This window comes from Longispora sp. NPDC051575 (assembly GCF_040681875.1).
In the GTDB taxonomy this organism is placed as follows: domain Bacteria; phylum Actinomycetota; class Actinomycetes; order Mycobacteriales; family Micromonosporaceae; genus Longispora.
The window spans coordinates 424,050-439,038 of sequence record NZ_JBFAZP010000008.1 but is presented as its reverse complement, the minus strand read 5'-3'; the positions used below and the strand labels follow the sequence as shown (position 1 = coordinate 439,038).

At 72.3% G+C, this 14,989-nt stretch carries 16 protein-coding genes; 5 read left to right on the top strand and 11 right to left on the bottom strand.

The genetic code is table 11. The features are described 5' to 3' along the window. Positions 1-3: 3 nt before the first annotated feature. Positions 4-1,359, top strand: a complete 1,356-nt coding sequence (locus AB0M43_RS26165) for a glycosyltransferase (RefSeq protein ID WP_363728394.1) — start codon at positions 4-6, stop codon at positions 1,357-1,359. A gap of 130 nt (positions 1,360-1,489) precedes the next feature. Here AB0M43_RS26165 and mutM read toward each other — a convergent pair whose 3' ends face one another. From mutM to rsmD, 7 genes are all read right to left on the bottom strand, one after another. After that, positions 1,490-2,335, bottom strand: coding sequence for a bifunctional DNA-formamidopyrimidine glycosylase/DNA-(apurinic or apyrimidinic site) lyase (mutM, locus tag AB0M43_RS26160; protein WP_363728393.1), 846 nt, complete (start codon positions 2,333-2,335; stop codon positions 1,490-1,492). A 201-nt stretch (positions 2,336-2,536) separates the two neighbouring features. Continuing rightward, entirely contained in the window at positions 2,537-3,256 is a 720-nt protein-coding gene (gene rnc, locus AB0M43_RS26155; RefSeq protein ID WP_363728392.1) for a ribonuclease III, read from the bottom strand. Positions 3,257-3,376: 120 nt separating this feature from the next. After that, the gene (rpmF, locus tag AB0M43_RS26150; RefSeq protein ID WP_363728391.1) at positions 3,377-3,550 is read right to left on the bottom strand and encodes a 50S ribosomal protein L32; all 174 of its coding nucleotides are present in this window, start codon (positions 3,548-3,550) and stop codon (positions 3,377-3,379) included. Between the two features lie 4 nt (positions 3,551-3,554). Beyond that, on the bottom strand, positions 3,555-4,106 hold the full coding sequence (locus AB0M43_RS26145) for a YceD family protein (RefSeq protein WP_363728390.1): 552 nt from the start codon (positions 4,104-4,106) through the stop codon (positions 3,555-3,557). A gap of 127 nt (positions 4,107-4,233) precedes the next feature. Then, positions 4,234-4,731 carry a hypothetical protein gene (locus AB0M43_RS26140; protein ID WP_197007543.1) on the bottom strand — a complete coding sequence of 166 codons (498 nt, stop codon included), beginning with the start codon at positions 4,729-4,731 and terminating at the stop codon, positions 4,234-4,236. A gap of 12 nt (positions 4,732-4,743) precedes the next feature. After that, positions 4,744-5,223: a pantetheine-phosphate adenylyltransferase gene (gene coaD, locus AB0M43_RS26135; protein ID WP_363728389.1), complete on the bottom strand. Its 480-nt coding sequence runs from the start codon at positions 5,221-5,223 to the stop codon at positions 4,744-4,746. Between the two features lie 71 nt (positions 5,224-5,294). Beyond that, on the bottom strand, positions 5,295-5,882 hold the full coding sequence (gene rsmD / locus AB0M43_RS26130; protein ID WP_363728388.1) for a 16S rRNA (guanine(966)-N(2))-methyltransferase RsmD: 588 nt from the start codon (positions 5,880-5,882) through the stop codon (positions 5,295-5,297). Positions 5,883-6,025: 143 nt separating this feature from the next. Between rsmD and AB0M43_RS26125 the strand changes: the two genes are divergently transcribed. Continuing rightward, positions 6,026-7,528, top strand: coding sequence for a hypothetical protein (locus AB0M43_RS26125; protein ID WP_363728387.1), 1,503 nt, complete (start codon positions 6,026-6,028; stop codon positions 7,526-7,528). An 81-nt stretch (positions 7,529-7,609) separates the two neighbouring features. Here AB0M43_RS26125 and recG read toward each other — a convergent pair whose 3' ends face one another. Both recG and AB0M43_RS26115 read right to left on the bottom strand, forming a co-directional pair. Next, positions 7,610-9,808: an ATP-dependent DNA helicase RecG gene (gene recG / locus AB0M43_RS26120; RefSeq protein WP_363728386.1), complete on the bottom strand. Its 2,199-nt coding sequence runs from the start codon at positions 9,806-9,808 to the stop codon at positions 7,610-7,612. Next, a complete protein-coding gene (locus AB0M43_RS26115; RefSeq protein ID WP_363728385.1) occupies positions 9,809-11,287 on the bottom strand; it encodes a DAK2 domain-containing protein in 1,479 nt (492 codons plus the stop codon). A 192-nt stretch (positions 11,288-11,479) separates the two neighbouring features. Between AB0M43_RS26115 and rpmB the strand changes: the two genes are divergently transcribed. The 3 genes from rpmB (at position 11,480) to AB0M43_RS26100 (ending at position 13,370) form a co-directional block, all read left to right on the top strand. Next, complete coding sequence (gene rpmB, locus AB0M43_RS26110) at positions 11,480-11,671, top strand: 50S ribosomal protein L28 (protein ID WP_197007537.1); 192 nt, start codon at positions 11,480-11,482, stop codon at positions 11,669-11,671. 78 nt (positions 11,672-11,749) lie between these two features. Beyond that, a complete protein-coding gene (locus AB0M43_RS26105) occupies positions 11,750-12,622 on the top strand; it encodes a polysaccharide deacetylase family protein (protein WP_363728384.1) in 873 nt (290 codons plus the stop codon). Between the two features lie 187 nt (positions 12,623-12,809). Further along, positions 12,810-13,370 carry an isochorismatase family protein gene (locus AB0M43_RS26100; RefSeq protein ID WP_363728383.1) on the top strand — a complete coding sequence of 187 codons (561 nt, stop codon included), beginning with the start codon at positions 12,810-12,812 and terminating at the stop codon, positions 13,368-13,370. Between the two features lie 123 nt (positions 13,371-13,493). Here AB0M43_RS26100 and AB0M43_RS26095 read toward each other — a convergent pair whose 3' ends face one another. Beyond that, complete coding sequence (locus AB0M43_RS26095; RefSeq protein WP_363728382.1) at positions 13,494-13,952, bottom strand: GNAT family N-acetyltransferase; 459 nt, start codon at positions 13,950-13,952, stop codon at positions 13,494-13,496. A gap of 11 nt (positions 13,953-13,963) precedes the next feature. Beyond that, positions 13,964-14,902: a thiamine-phosphate kinase gene (locus tag AB0M43_RS26090; RefSeq protein ID WP_363728381.1), complete on the bottom strand. Its 939-nt coding sequence runs from the start codon at positions 14,900-14,902 to the stop codon at positions 13,964-13,966. Between the last annotated feature and the right edge of the window lie 87 nt (positions 14,903-14,989).

The following is a 14,989-nucleotide window of genomic DNA, read 5'->3' as shown; positions in this document are numbered from 1 at the left end:
CGGGTGGCACTCCTCGTCGACCGGGTCGGGCACGAGGTCCTCGACCTGCTGCGCGGGCTCCGCCGGCACGAGTTCCACCTGGTCACCCTGGACGAACCGGTCCCGCTGCCCGACCGGGTGTGGGCGGCCCGGGGCGCGCTGCCCGGCAACGTGCTGTCCCGGACCCACGTGCCGCACCAGCTGCCGGTCGGCGGCCGGACCGGTGCCGGAACGCCGCGCCCGGGCGCCGGGTCGGCGGGGAGCGGTTGGCGGCAGCGCGGCCGGGGGGTGTCCGGGACGTCCGGGCGGACGGGTTACTGGGGGATCCGGGAGACGGCCGCGCGGCACGTGTGCCGGGGATACCCGCGCGCGGACCACCGGGCCACGGACACCGGCTCCGGATCCGACCCCGGCTTCAGCGCCGACTTCAGCTTCGGATCCGGCCCCGGCGCGGGCCCCGGCTTCGGCTCGGGCTGGGGCTCGGGCTGCGGCTCAGACTTCGACCCCGGCTCAGACTTCGACCCCGGCTTCGACTTCGACCCCGACTCCGGCTTTGGATCCGACTTCGGATCCGGCCAGCGGTCCTCGCCCGGTCTCCGCCCCGCCGCCGACGCCGACCACCGCCTTCTCACCACCGGCCTGCGGATGCTGTCCGGGCTGTCGGGCCCCGAAGACGGCTGCGGGGACAGCCCGATCAGACCGGTCGTCGGCCCGCACCCCCTCGGCGGGGTCCGGCTCGACGCGCTCGGGGCCGAGTCGCTGCCCGTCGAGGAGGCCGCCGCCCTGCACGACGCGCTGCGCCCCCTCGCGCTGCGGCTGCCCCCGGTGCACGTCGTGCACGCGATCGGGGTCCGGGCGGGGCTCGCGGCGTTGGCGCAGAGCTGGCGGCGCGGGACGCCGTACCTGCTGAGTGGGGTCGATCGGGGTGAGCCCTTCGGGAGGCTGTGCCGCGAGCGGGCGCACCGGGCCCTCGACCCGCGCCCGGTGCTCGACCCCACCGACTACCCGCCCCGGCGCGCCGAACCCGACGTGCCGTCCGTCGTGCGGGTCGGCGGCGGGGCTCCCCTGGGCTCCGCGCACTACGCGCGGGCCACTGTGGTCGAGGCCACCGGCGGGGTGTCGTTCCCCCTGGTGGAGGCCATGATGTCCGGGTTGCCGGTGGTGGCGGTGGCGGGCGACGGGGTCGCGGAGCTGGTCGGCGACGCCGGGCTCGTGGTGCCCGCCGCCGGCCTGCGCGCGGCCCGCGACCGGCTGCTCGCCGACCCGGCGGCGCGCTGGCAGCTCGGGCTGCGCGCCCGGCGGCGGGCCCTGGAGCGGCACGCGCTCGGCCCCTGGCTCGCCGCCCACGAGGAGCACTACCGCGCGGCGGCCGGCTCCTGAGCCACCCTCCCGGCAGCCGACATCCGACCCGCCGTCGCGGCAGCCGGCTTCCGGGCCACCCTCACGGCGGCCGGCTTCCGAGCCACGCTCGCGGCGGCCGGCTTCCGACCCGCCGCGCCGCCGACCGGCCTCACGCCCCGGGCGGCTTCTGACAGGTCGGGCACGAGTACGCGGAGCGGTTCATCCACGGCTCCCGGCGGATCGGGTCGCCGCACCGCTTGCAGGGTTCGCCCTCGCGGCCGTACGCGTTGATCACGAGCGAGAAGTAGCCGCCCTGCCCGTTGACGTTGACGTACTGCGAGTCGAAGCTCGTACCCCCCTGGGTCACGGCCTCGGCGAGCACGTCCCGGATGTGGCCGAGCAGCTCGGCGACCTTCTCCTCCGACAACTCGGCCACCGGGTGCGCCCAGTGCAGCCGCGAGCGCCACAGTGCCTCGTCGGCGTAGATGTTGCCGATCCCGGAGATCAGCGTCTGGTCCAGGAGGGACCGCTTGACCTCGGTCTTCTTCCGCCGGAGCCGGGCGCTGTACTCCGCGTCGTCGAAGAGCGGGTCCAGCGGGTCGCGGGCGATGTGCGCGACGCTCGCCGGCAGTTCGGCGCCGCCGTCGGCATAGTCCAGGTACCCGAAGATGCGTTGGTCGACGAACCGCAGCTCCGGCTGGTCGTCGGCGAAGGACAGCCGGACCCGCAGGTGCTTCTCGGCCGGCTCGGCGGCCGGCTTGAGCAGGAACTGGCCGGACATGCCCAGGTGGCACAGCAGGGCGTCCCCGGAGTCCAGCGGCAGCCACAGGTACTTGCCGCGCCGGGCCGTGCCGGTGATCGTCCGGCCCTTCAGGAGGGCGGCGAAGTGGTCCGGGCCGGGCTCGTGGTTGCGCACCGATCGGGCGTGCAGCACCTCGACGGCAGCGATGGACCGGCCGGGCAGCCAGCGGTCCAGTCCGGCCCGGATGGTCTCGACCTCGGGGAGTTCAGGCATGTGACGAGTTTCGCACTGCTGTGCGACACCCGGCCACCCGGCCGCCGACCCCGGGACCGTGCCCGGCCGCGTCGCTGGTCGACGCGGCACCCCGGGCCACCGGAACGGCGGGCCGCCCGGCGACGATGCCCGGAGCACCACCGCACCCCGGGCCCGTGAAGAGAGAAGAGCCGCACCCACGACGGGTACGGCCTCCCGCGCCTACTCGGTGACCGGCGTCCGGTCCGACAGGTCCCGCCACGCGAGCTCGGCGGCCCGCTGCTCGGCTTCCTTCTTGGTCCGACCGCCCCCGGCCCCGAACCGCTCCCCGGCGACGACCGCCCACGCCGTGAACGTCTTGGAGTGGTCCGGCCCCTCCTCGGCGATCAGGTACTCGGGCACGCCGAACCCGTGGGTCGCGGTCAGCTCCTGGAGGCTGGTCTTCCAGTCCAGGCCCGCGCCCCGCTGGGAGGCGGCCTCCATCACCGGGTCGAACAGGGTGTGGATCACGCCGGTGGTGACCTCCAGCCCGTGTTCCAGGTAGATCGCGCCGAGCATGGCCTCCAGGGTGTCGGCGAGGATGCTCGACTTGTCCCGGCCGCCGGTGGCCTCCTCGCCCTTGCCCAGGTAGAGGTACTCGCCGAGCCCGTTCGGGCCCAGGTCCCGGGCGACCTCGGCGAGGGCGCGCATGTTCACGACGCTCGCCCGGAGCTTGGCGAGCTGGCCCTCGGGCAGGTCGGGGTGGTTCAGGTACAGGGCGGTGGTGACGACCACGCCGAGCACGGAGTCCCCGAGGAACTCCAGCCGCTCGTTGGTCGGCAGGCCGCCGTTCTCGTAGGCATACGACCGGTGGGTCAGCGCCCGTTCGACCAGGCTCTGTTCGAGTCGCACGCCGAACGCGGCTTCCAACAGACTCAGCGCTGGTCGGTGATGGGCGGCCATCGGTCCCCTCTCGTGCAGTAGCGGATTCCCAAAAGGGACATTACCGGCATGGGTAAAAAGTTAAGGGTTGCCCACGCGCATCTCTGCGCGTGGACAACCCCGAAAACTACGGAGAGGTGTTTAGACCTCGACGACCTGGCGGCCGTTGTACGTGCCACAGGTCGGGCAGACCGCGTGCGGCAGCTTGTCCGACTTGCACTGCGGGCACGCCACGGTCGAGACCGCCTGGGCCTTCCAGTTGGCCCGGCGGGACCGGGTGTTGCTGCGCGACATGCGGCGCTTCGGAACGGCCACGTCTCTACTCCTCAGATGCTTTGATCTTGCCAAGCGCGGCCCAGCGTGGGTCAACCGCCTCATGGCTGTGGTCATCAGGCAGATCGTCCCAGTGCACTCCGCACTCGGAGCACAGGCCTGGGCAGTCCTCACGGCACACCGGATTGGTCGGCAGGGCCAACACCACCGTGTCCCGCAGCGTCGGCTCGAAGTTGATCAGGTCACCCTCGATCCGACTGACCTCGTCCTCGTCGGTGGTCTCCGCCGTGGTGCTGTCCGGGTAAGCGAACAGCTCCGAGAGGTAGACCGCCTTCGTGGTCACGATCGGACGCAGACACCGGCCGCACTCGCCCTCGAGCGACACGGTCGCCGTGCCGCTCACGAGGACTCCCTCGGAGACGGACTGCAACCGCAGCTCGAGCGTGAGCTCGGAACCGGCGGGAACGCCGATCAGCTCCACGCCGAGATCCGCCGGCGCCGGGACGGTGCGACGCAACTCACGCATGGCGCCAGGGCTCCGCGGCAGCTCCCGGGTGTCCAGGACCAGCGGTGCTTTGGCATCAAGATGAGTAGACATGCTTCCGTCTGCGGGCGTCGAAGAATCTCGACCCGGATAGGCCGACGAACCAGGTTACCTGACCAGTGCGCCGGCACCCAACTCGGCCCGGAGCCGGGAACCGCCTCGCGGAGCCCCCCATACGAAACTAGAACGGAAGCGGACGATCCCCGTCATCCGGGGTGAACGACCCGATCTCGCGCAGAGCGTGCATCTTGTCGCGGCCCCGTTCGATCGCGGCCAGCGCCTTCGTCAGGAACTGCTCGAAGTTCGCCAGGGTGGTGTCGACGTAGTCGTCCACCTCGTCGCGGAGCCGCTGCGCCTCCTGTCGGGCCTCCGACACCAGCCGGGACGCCTCGTGCTCGGCGGACACGGTGATCTCGTTCTGCGACACCAGGCGCGCGTGCTCCGCCTCGGCCTCCGAGACGATCCGGTCGGCCTCCCGCTGGCCCGCGTTGATGATCTTGTCGCGCTCCTCCAGCAGGGCCTGGGAGCGCCGGAGGTCCGCCGGGAGCTCCCCGCGCAGCTCGTCGAGGAGGGCGATCATCTCGGAGCGCTCGATCACGCAGTTGCTGCGCGACATCGGCATCGAGCGCGCAGCCTCGACGTACGTGACCAATTCGTCGATCCGGTCGAGCGGGTCCACCTGACGCCTCCCCTAAGCCTGAGCGAACTTGTCGACCAGCCGCGCGGCGACCACGTCCGGCACGTAGGCCGAGACGTCACCGCCCCACTTCGCCACTTCCTTGACGAGACTGGACGCGATGAAAGAGTAGAGCGGATTGGTGGCCATCAAGAGTGTCTCCACCCCCGCGAGTCCGAGATTCATCTGCGCCATCTGGAGCTCGTAGTCGAAGTCGCCGGCGACCCGCACCCCCTTGACGATGGCCGACACGCCGTTCGCCGTGCAGTAGTCGACGACGAGGCCCTGGAAGGAGTCGACCCGCACGTTCGGGAACCGCGCGGTGGTCTCGCGCAGCAACTCCAGCCGCTCGGGCAGCGCGAACAGGCCCGCCTTCGCCTGGTTGACGGCGACGGCCACCACCACCTCGTCGAACAGCCGGCTGGCCCGCTCGACGATGTCGAGATGTCCCTTGGTCACCGGGTCGAAGGATCCCGGACAGAGAGCACGATTCACGAGGCGGACCGTACCAAAGACCGGGGCCGGGCGACGGTCCGGCGCGCTCCCCCCGAGGCGCCGCCGGACCGTCACACCGGTTCGGACTCCTCGGCGGCGGCCTCATGACGCGAATACCACAAAGTGGTGTCGCCGTACTTCCGCGGCTTGTCCGCCACCAGCCCCGGCGGCCACTCCGGCTCGGCCGACCGCTTGGCCCGCTCGACGACGACCACGCCGCCCTCGGTCAGCCAGCCGTGCCGCACGAGTCCGGCCAGCATGCCGGCCACTTCGGAGTCGGTGACCGCATAGGGCGGATCGGCGAAGATGATGTCGTAGGGGGCCGGAGGGGCGCTCTGTACGACATGGTCGACCTTGGAGACCATGAGCTCCACCGAGCCCGTGGCGCGCAAGGTCACAATGTTGTCACGAATGGTCCGGGCGGCCCGGGCACCCGCCTCGACCAGCAGCACGTGGGCCGCGCCCCGGCTGTACGCCTCCAGGCCGATCGCGCCGGAGCCCGCGTACAGGTCGGCGAATCTGGAGCCATCAACGCCAATCCGGCTCTCGAGCGCGCTGAACAGGGCCTCGCGCACCCGGTCCGAGGTCGGGCGGGTGTCCTGCCCGTCGGGGACGGCGAGCCGTCGTCCGCCATGGGCTCCGGCGACGATCCGGGTCATCGGGTGAGTCCTTTCCGGCCTTATTCGTTCTGCGTTCTGACGGTACACGCGTGTTTCGTCCTCGCGGCCACAGCGCGTTACTCTCCGCGAGCCTGGCGAGCACTGGCCGCCGGCACCCCTCGATCTTCCCCTGGAGTCCCACCTTGAAGCGAACCCTCCGCCGCCTCGGGGCGGTTGTCGGCGCCGCGCTGATCGGCACCGTGGCGACCTTCGCCCTGGCGAGCCCGGCCAGCGCGCACGACTCGGCCGTCAAGCCGAAGGCAGAGTGCGACAGCGCCACCGGCAACTGGATCGTCACCTGGACCGTCGACAACGACTGGCGCACCGCCGCCACCCTGAGTGACGTCAAGGGCGCGCCGTCCGACGTCGTCTTCGACGCGCTCTCGGTGCCGGCCCGTTCGGGCAAGCAGAACGGCTCGGTCGCCGGCAGGCAGACGGTGCCGGGCACCGCGAAGGACGCCACGCTGGGCCTCAAGGTGAGCTGGCCGGACAAGTACTCGGTCACGTTCCCGGACCGCAAGCACAAGCAGCCGAAGATCACGTTCGACGGGGTGTGCAAGAAGAAGACGGTCCCGACGTGCGTCAAGGCGTCCAAGGCCCAGTACAGCCACACGTTCGACGGGCCGAAGGGTCTGGCGACCGTCACCCTCAAGGGCAACCTGCCGCTGTGCGAGGGCGACAAGCAGCCCTTCACGCTGATCTCGTTCGTGTCCCCGGCCGACAGCCCGGACGACCCGTCGTTCGTGTTCGACGTGGACGGCAAGTTCATCGACCCGACCCACAAGTCGGTCTCGCTGTCGGTCAAGGTCCCCGCGTGCATGGTCGAGGTGCTGCTGATCAGCGCCGAGCTGACCAACCCGGAGCTGGGCATCGACGTCTCCGCGCAGGGTACGAACGCGAAGGTCGGCGCGCCGCTGACCAAGAAGGGCGGCAAGGGCAAGCCGCTGCCGTACCTGCTGGACCACTACTCCGGCCCCGACACCGCGTGTGCCGCCGTACCCAGCGTCAACGCCCTGCCGGCCTGTGACGGCAGCGTCGCGCTGACCCTGATGAACGGCGAGGACGCCACCCTGGACGCCGTCTTCGTCGTCACCGCCGCCGGCGGCTACGCCGAGAACGTCACCCTCAAGGCCGGCGAGGTCAAGGTCCTGACGATCCCGGCCGCGAAGGCCACCGGCATCAAGGCCGGCGTGAAGAGCGCCGACGGCAAGAGCACCAAGGAGCTGTACGCGGGCGACTGGACGGCCCCCCGGGACTGCGCCGCGCCGACCGTCGCCGGCACCTCGGACTGCAAGAACCTGACGATCACCCTCACCAACCCGGTCGGCGGCCTGCCGAGCGTGACGGCGACCGTCGAGTACGGCGACAAGAAGTCCGAGGTCGTCAAGCTCGCCGCCGGTGAGAAGAAGGACCTCGTGCTGGCCGGCACCGCCGGGCTCACGGCGACCGTGACGATCGACGAGAAGGTCACGAACCTGGCGTACTCGCCGGACGCGTCCTGCACCGCGACCAAGCCGGGCGGCGGCGACCTGCCCGTCACCGGTGCCTCGATCGGCGTCGCGACCGGCGTGGCGGCCCTGCTGCTCGCCGTCGGTGGCTTCCTGTTCGTGTCGGCCCGCCGCCGCCGGACGACGTTCACCGCGTAACCACCCGCACGTGAGGAAGGCCCCGCTCCGGCGGGGCCTTCTTCGTGTCGGGGGCCGGGGGACCGCACACCCCGAAGAGCCTCAACCCTTCTCGAGGTACTCCGCGCGGTCCTCCGCCACCAGCGTCGCCACCGTGGCGGCCAGTACCGGATGGTGTTCGAGTTCCAGGTCCGTCGCCAGCAGCTCGGTCGCCGCGGCCCGCGCCTCGGTGATCAGGTCGGCGTCCTTGATGACGGACAGCAGCCGCACCGCCGAGCGCTTCCCCGACTGGGCCGCGCCGAGCACGTCGCCCTCGCGGCGCTGCTCCAGGTCGAGTTCGGCGAGCCGGAAGCCGTCCGTCGTGGACGCCACGGCCGCGAGCCGTTCCCCGGACGGGGACTCCGGCACGGCCTCGGAGACGAGCAGGCACAGCCCGGGGGCGCTGCCCCGGCCGACCCGGCCGCGCAGCTGGTGCAGCTGGGAGACGCCGAACCGTTCCGCGTCGAGGATCACCATCATGGTCGCGTTGGGCACGTTGACCCCGACCTCGATCACGGTGGTGGCGACGAGGACGTCGAGGTCGCCGGCCGCGTAGGCGCGCATCACCGCGTCCTTGTCCTCGGCGGCCATCCGACCGTGCAGGATGCCGACGCCGAGCCCCTTGAGCGGGCCCTCGGCGAGTTCCGGGGCCACGTCGAGGACCGCGAGCGGGGGCCGCCGGTCGGTCGCGCCACCGGGCTCCTCGTCGCCGATCCGGGGACACACCACATAGGCCTGGTGGCCCTTGCCGACCTCCTCGCGGATCCGGGCCCAGCCCCGGTCCAGCCAGCGTTGGTCGGCCATGGGCACCACGTGGGTGGCGATCGGGGACCGGCCGGCGGGGAGTTCGGTGAGCGCGGACACCTCCAGGTCGCCGTAGACCGTCATGGCCACGGTGCGCGGGATCGGGGTGGCCGTCATGACCAGGGTGTGCGGCGGCTGGTCGGCCTTGGCGCGCAGGATGTCGCGCTGTTCCACGCCGAACCGGTGTTGCTCGTCCACGACGACGAGGCCCAGGTCGGCGAAGTCGACGCCCTCGGAGAGCAGCGCGTGGGTACCGATGATCAGGCCCGTCTCCCCCGCCGCGAGCCCGGCGAGCACCCGGCGGCGGGCGGCGGCGCCCAGGGAGCCGGTCAGCAGCTCGACGCCGAGCCGGCCGGCGCCGCCGGTACCCCCCGCGTGGTCTGTGTCGCCGAGCATCCCGGCCAGGGCCTTCTCGTCGGCGCGGGCGGCCAGCGGGCCGAGGAGCTCCACGATCCCCCGGTGGTGCTGCCCGGCGAGCACCTCCGTGGGGGCCAGCAGCGCGGCCTGCCCGCCGGAGTCGACGATCTGGAGGATGGCCCGCAGCGCCACGAGGGTCTTGCCGGCGCCGACGTCGCCCTGGAGCAGCCGGTGCATCGGGTGCTCGGCGGCCAGGTCCGCGGCGATCTCGTCGCCGACCTGGACCTGCCCGTTCGTCAGCGTGTACGGCAGCGACTTGTCGAACGCCGCCAGCAGCCCGTCGGCGCGCCCCGGCCGGGCCTTGGCGGGCCAGTCGGCGGCCCGTTGCTTGCGCTGCACGAGCGTGACCTGCAACGCGAACGCCTCGTCCCACTTGAGGCGCTTCTTGGCCGCGTACAGGGCCTCCTTGGTCGACGGCCGGTGGATGTCGCGGAGCGCGGTGTCCAGGCCGACGAGCTTGCGGGCGGCGCGCAGGTCGGACGGCAGCGGGTCGGGCGGGGCGGCCACCATCTCCAGGGCCAGCCGGACGCAGCGCGAGATGGTCCAGGTGGGCAGGCCGGCCGCCGCCGGGTACACCGGGATGATCGCGCCCGCGAACTCCTCGATCTCGTTCGCGGCGTTCTCGTCGTCGGGGTCGAGCAGGACGTATTCCGGGCCGTTGAGCTGCCGTTTCTCCCGGAACTCGGTGACCTTCCCCGCGAACAGGCCCCACTTGCCGACCTTGAGTTCGCGTTCCCGCCACGGCTGGTTGAAGAAGGTGGCCGTGACGGTGCGGATCCCGTCGCCGATCAGCACCTCCAGGATGCTGCCCCGGCGCTGCTTCATCTGCTTGGCGGTGACCCGCTGCACCTGGGCCATCAGGGTGACCTGGTCGCCGATCTCCAGCGCCGCGAGGTCGGTGTGCTCGCCGCGCTCGTCGTACCGGCGGGGGTAGTGCCGCAGCAGGTCGCCCACGGTCCTGAGGCCGAGCGCCTTCTCCAGCGGCCCGGCGGCGGCGCCGACGATGCCCTTCAGCGGGGTGGCGAGTGTCGCCTTCTCCATCTACTCGACCCCGATCAGCAGTGGCTGGGACTGTCCTCCCGGATAGGCCCGGGCCTCCACGAACGGCCACTTGCGGGCCAGGTGGGCGAGGAGTTCGGCGGCCAGGTCGTCGGGGGCGTCCGCGCCGAGGAGGAGGGTGACGAGTTCGCCGCCGGCGGCGAGCACCCGGTCGAGCACGGTCACGCTGGCGGTGGCCAGGTCGTGCCCGACGAGGTTCACCTCCCCGTCGACGAGGACGACGATGTCGCCCGCGTGGCAGGGCCCGGCGATGGTCATGGCGTCGCGGGTGGCGACGGTCACGTCCGCGTACCGGCAGGCGCCGGCCGCCTCGGCCATCGCGATCACGTCGTCGTCGAACGCCCGGCCCGGATCGTGCACGGCCAGCGCGGCGAGCGCCTGCACCGGGGAGCGCAGCGGGATGACCCGGTCCCCCTTCCAGCCGGCCGGGGGCGTACCGAGCGCGATCACGGGGCCGGTCACCCCGTCGGTGCTGGTCAGGACGCCCTCGGCGGCGAGCAGCTCGCGCAGGCCGTCGCCCTCGACGAACGCGACGACGCTGCGGGCGGTCGGCGGCTCGTCCTCGAAGCGGGTGACCCGGATCCGGTACGGCCGGCCCGCCTCCACCCCGGCCTCGATCGCGGCGCCGACGTCGTTGACGTGCGCGTGCACGTTCCACGAGCCGTCCCCGGTGCCGACGATCACCACGGAGTCGCCGAGGTCGCAGAGGATGTCGCGGAGCGCCCCGGTGTCGGGCGCGTCGAGCAGGTACTGCACCTCGTAGGCGAACTCCTGCGAACCCGCCTCGCGGGCCGTGAGCAGCAGGGTCGGGTCGGCGGCCACCCGGGCGAGTGGCGCGCGGGCGGGTGCGACCCCGGTCACGACCTCGACCAGGGCGTTGAGGAACAGGACGAGCCCCCGACCGCCCGCGTCGACCACGCCGGCCCGGGCCAGGGCGGGCAGCTGTCCGGTGGTGTGCGCGAGGGCGACCTCGGCCCCGAGCGCGGCGGCGGAGGCCACGGCGGCCAGGTCGTCGGAGTCGGACTCCTCGGCGGCGTCGGCGGCGGCCCGCGCCACGGTCAGCACGGTCCCCTCCACGGGCGTGGACACGGCCGCGTACCCCGTGGTCACGGCCGCGCGCAGCGCCCCGGCGAGCGCCCGGCCCCGGGCGTCCGGACGGGCGGAGAGCGCGTCGGCGATCCCGCGCAGCAGCTGGGACAGGATCACGCCGGAGTTGCCGCGCGCGCCGAGCAGGGCGCCCCGGGCCATGCAGTGCAGCACCTTGCCCAGTTCGGCGAGCTCCGGTTCGGCGAGGAGCGCCCGTTGCGCGGAGTCGAGGGTGAACACGAGGTTGGTGCCGGTGTCGCTGTCGGGCACCGGGTACACGTTGAGGTCGTTGATCTCGCGTTGGTGCCGGCGGAGCGCCGCGAGCGCGGCGGCGCACCAGCGGCGCACCGCACCCGCGTCCAGACTGTCCAGCACGACTAGTTACCCTAGCGGAGATCCCGGTGTGTGTTTCGTGACCTGCTGTCCGGTCCGCGGGGAAGACCGTGACCCGGATTGGAAGTTCCGCCCCCCTGTCAGGTAACCTTGCCGGGTTGCCCTGCACCCCGGGCGACCGTGTCTTGCTGCGACCAACGCGCGGCCGGAAGTGACTGATCCAGGAGAACAATCATGTCTAGCGTGTGCGACGTCTGCGACAAGCGGCCGGGCTTCGGCCACAACGTGCCTTGGTCGAAGAAGAAGACCAACCGCCGCTGGAACCCGAACATCCAGACCGTGCGTACCCCGGCTGGTGGCGGCAACACCAAGAAGGTCAACGTGTGCACCTCCTGCCTCAAGGCCGGCAAGGTCACGCGCGCCTAGTTTTCGCTTCCCATCCGCCCGCCACCCCTTGATCAACTGGGGTGGCGGGCGGATTTTTTTACAGTACTCTTGCTTTTCGTGCGCCCCCTTCACCCGAGGGTCCTGCTCGTCGCCATCCCCGTGTTCCTGGGGCTCGCACTGACCAGCTGCGGACCACTACCGACCCCCGAGGCCAGGCCAGGCCCGTCGTCGGGTACCAGCTCGGCCCCTCCCGGCTCGCCCCTGCCGGCCACCCCGCGGCCCACGCCGGAGGGTGCACGCACCTCCCCGCCGGGCCCGCAGCGCCGCAACCTCGCCCCCGCGCTGAACGGCAAGCCGATCGGCCCCGGCGGTTCACTGCAGGGCACCGGCAACGCGTCCGTGGCGCTGACGTTCGACGACGGCCCCGACCCGGTGCACACCCCCGCGCTCCTGGACACCCTGAAGCAGAACCACGTGCGGGCCACGTTCTGCCTGGTCGGCAAGCGGGCGAAGGAGTATCCGGCCCTGGTCCGCCGGATCGTCGCCGAGGGCCACACGGTGTGCAGCCACTCGTGGCAGCACCGCGACGACCTGGGCGTGCTGCCCGACCCGGAGATGCTGCGCGACCTGACCGACACGAACAACGCGATCCACGAGGCCGAACCCCGGGCCCGGATCCGGTACTTCCGCGCCCCCTACGGCAAGTTCACCAAGCGGCTGGTCGACAACGCCGCGATCCTCGGCATGAACTCCATCTTCTGGGACATCGACGACCTCAGCTACAAGGACGACCAGCACGGCACCGGCGACGCGATGGTCGCGTTCATGTCCAAGCGGCTGCGCACCCTGGTCCGGCCGGGCACGATCGTGCTGTCCCACGACTTCGGGCGCCCGCAGACCCCGGTCACCTACCGCAACATGCTGCCCTGGCTGCGGACCCAGTTCACCCTGGAACCCCTGCCCGTGACGGACCTCCCGGACGAACGCTGACCGGCACCCCCAACCACAAGAGCATCATCTGATTACGGTGAGCGGTGGCCGGTGTCCGGAGGCACTCCGCCGCCGGCAAAGGCCCTGGCCGGGGACCACGCGGCGGTCACGCCGCCGACGGGTCGGCGTTGTCGGCGGGCCGGGATACGGTGGCGGGGCAGATGTCCCACGGGAGCGGAGGAAGACCATGACCACACTCGAGAACCGGCCGAACACCGCGCTCCTCGTCGTCGACGTGCAGGCCGGCGTCGTCGAGGGGGCGCACGGGCGCGACACGGTCGTCGCGAACATCGCCGGTCTGGTCGACCAGGCCCGGCGGGAGCGGGTGCCGGTCGTCTGGGTCCAGCACAACGACGAGGAGCTGGTCGAGGGCACCGACGGCTGGCAAATCGTCCCCGAGCTGACCCCGGACCCGGCCGAGCCGCTGGTCGGCAAGAGCTACGGCGACTCCTTCGAGGACACCACGCTGGAGTCCGTACTGGCCGGGCTCGGGGTCGGGCGGCTCGTGGTGGTCGGCGCGGAGACCGACGCGTGCGTGCGGTCGACGCTGCACGGCGCCTTCGCCCGGGGGTACGACGCGACGCTGGTCAGCGACGCGCACACCGCGGGCGACAAGTCGGCCTGGGGCGCGCCGCCGGTCGCCCAGGTGATCGCCCACACGAACCTGTACTGGACGTACCAGACGGCTCCCGGGCGTACCGCCGGCACGGTCGAGACGAAGGACGTCGACTTCGGCGCCTCGCACTGACCCCGACGGGGAGCGGCCCCGGCCAGCGCGCTGCGGGCATTCGGCCCCCGCGCCGGCATCCGGCGTCGGAGCCCGGTGGAACGGCCCGCGCGCGGTGCCCGGAGGCGCGCCCCGGGCCGGAGGTCAGAGGACGCGGCCCAGGAACACGGCGTTCGGGTAGTCCTTGTAGTGGCCGTAGGGCTCGATCGGGTCGTAGCCGCACTTCTCGTACAGGCTGATCGCCTCGGGCTGCTTGAGCCCGGTGTTCAGGATCAGCCGGGTCCGGCCGGCGGCCCGGGCGCTGTCCTCCACGGCCCCGAGCAGCGCGATGGCCACGCCCCGGCCCCGGACGGCGGGCACCGTGTACATCCGCTTGAGTTCGGCGTCGTCGCCGGCCTCGGAGCGCCAGCCCGCGCAGCCGACCGGCTCGCCGTCCTGCCAGGCGGTCAGGAAGTCCCCGCGCGGCGGCGCGAACTCGGCGGGGTCGACGGACGCCGCGTCGGGGCCGCCGTACCGCTCGGTCTGGTCGAGGTAGATCTCCTCGAGCAGCCGCTGGACCACGGGATCGGTGTACGACAGGGCGCGGAAGACAAGATCGCTCACAGTCAACAACCCTATCGGAAGTGGTCCCAGCCCTTCTGGCCCACGTACCTGCGGCCGTCGACGGTCACTCCGCCGCCGTGGCTGACCCGGCCGACCACGTGCCAGTCGTCGGTCAGGTCCGCGTACGGCGGGAAGGTGGCCGCGAGCGCGTGGTCGTCGCCGCCGGCGAGTACCCAACTGTAGGGGTCCACGCCGAGTGCCTTGGCCGCGTCGACCATCGCGGCCGGCACGTCGAGGGCGGAGCGCTGCACGTCGATGGCGACGCCGCTGGCGGTGGCGATGTGGCCGAGGTCGCCGAGCAGCCCGTCGGAGATGTCGAGCATCGCGGTCGCGCCCAACGCGTTGGCCTGCGGGCCGGCGGCGTAGTGCACCTCGGGGTGCCGGTAGGCGTCGACCAGGAGTTTCGGGGACCGGAAGCCTCTGGACAGGATGGTCAGGCCGGCGCCCGCGTAGCCGAGCCGGCCCGCGACGGCCACGACGTCGCCGGGGCGGGCGCCGCTGCGCAGCACGGGTTTCGCGCCGCGCAGGTCGCCGAGCGCGGTGACGGCGATGGTCAGGACGGGGCTGGCGGAGATGTCGCCGCCGACGACGACGGCCCCGGCGAGCGCGGCCTCGGCGGCGAGCCCGTCGGCGAGTTCCTCGGCCCAGGCGACGTCGAGGTCCGGCGGGCAGCACAGGGCCACGAGCAGCGCGGTCGGGTGGCCGCCCATGGCCGCGATGTCGGCGAGGTTCGCGGCGGCGGCGCGGCGGCCGATCTCGCTGCCGCTGGCCCAGTCGCGGCGGAAGTGCCGGCCCTCGACGAGGACGTCGGTGCTCGCGAGGACACGGGCGTCCGGGGCCGCCACGAGCGCGGCGTCGTCACCGGGTCCGAGGAGCACTCCCGGTCCGGTACCCAATCGGGCGGTTATTCGGGCAATCAACCCGAACTCCCCCGTCTTGGCGACTGTCATTTCCGCACTCCCCTGCGCTCTGCGATCCGAATCCTGCCCCGCTGCGGTAGTTTCACAGTTCATACCCTGTGCGTCGACGGCAAAGGA

Bases quoted from the DNA above. Each gene is read 5' to 3' on its own strand.
- mutM (WP_363728393.1), bottom strand. From the start codon at position 2,335: ATGCCTGAACTCCCCGAGGTCGAGACCATCCGGGCCGGACTGGACCGC.
- rnc (WP_363728392.1), bottom strand. From the start codon at position 3,256: ATGGCCGCCCATCACCGACCAGCGCTGAGTCTGTTGGAAGCCGCGTTC.
- AB0M43_RS26145 (WP_363728390.1), bottom strand. From the start codon at position 4,106: ATGTCTACTCATCTTGATGCCAAAGCACCGCTGGTCCTGGACACCCGG.
- rsmD (WP_363728388.1), bottom strand. From the start codon at position 5,882: ATGACCCGGATCGTCGCCGGAGCCCATGGCGGACGACGGCTCGCCGTC.
- recG (WP_363728386.1), bottom strand. From the start codon at position 9,808: ATGGAGAAGGCGACACTCGCCACCCCGCTGAAGGGCATCGTCGGCGCC.
- rpmB (WP_197007537.1), top strand. From the start codon at position 11,480: ATGTCTAGCGTGTGCGACGTCTGCGACAAGCGGCCGGGCTTCGGCCAC.
- AB0M43_RS26100 (WP_363728383.1), top strand. From the start codon at position 12,810: ATGACCACACTCGAGAACCGGCCGAACACCGCGCTCCTCGTCGTCGAC.
- AB0M43_RS26090 (WP_363728381.1), bottom strand. From the start codon at position 14,902: ATGACAGTCGCCAAGACGGGGGAGTTCGGGTTGATTGCCCGAATAACC.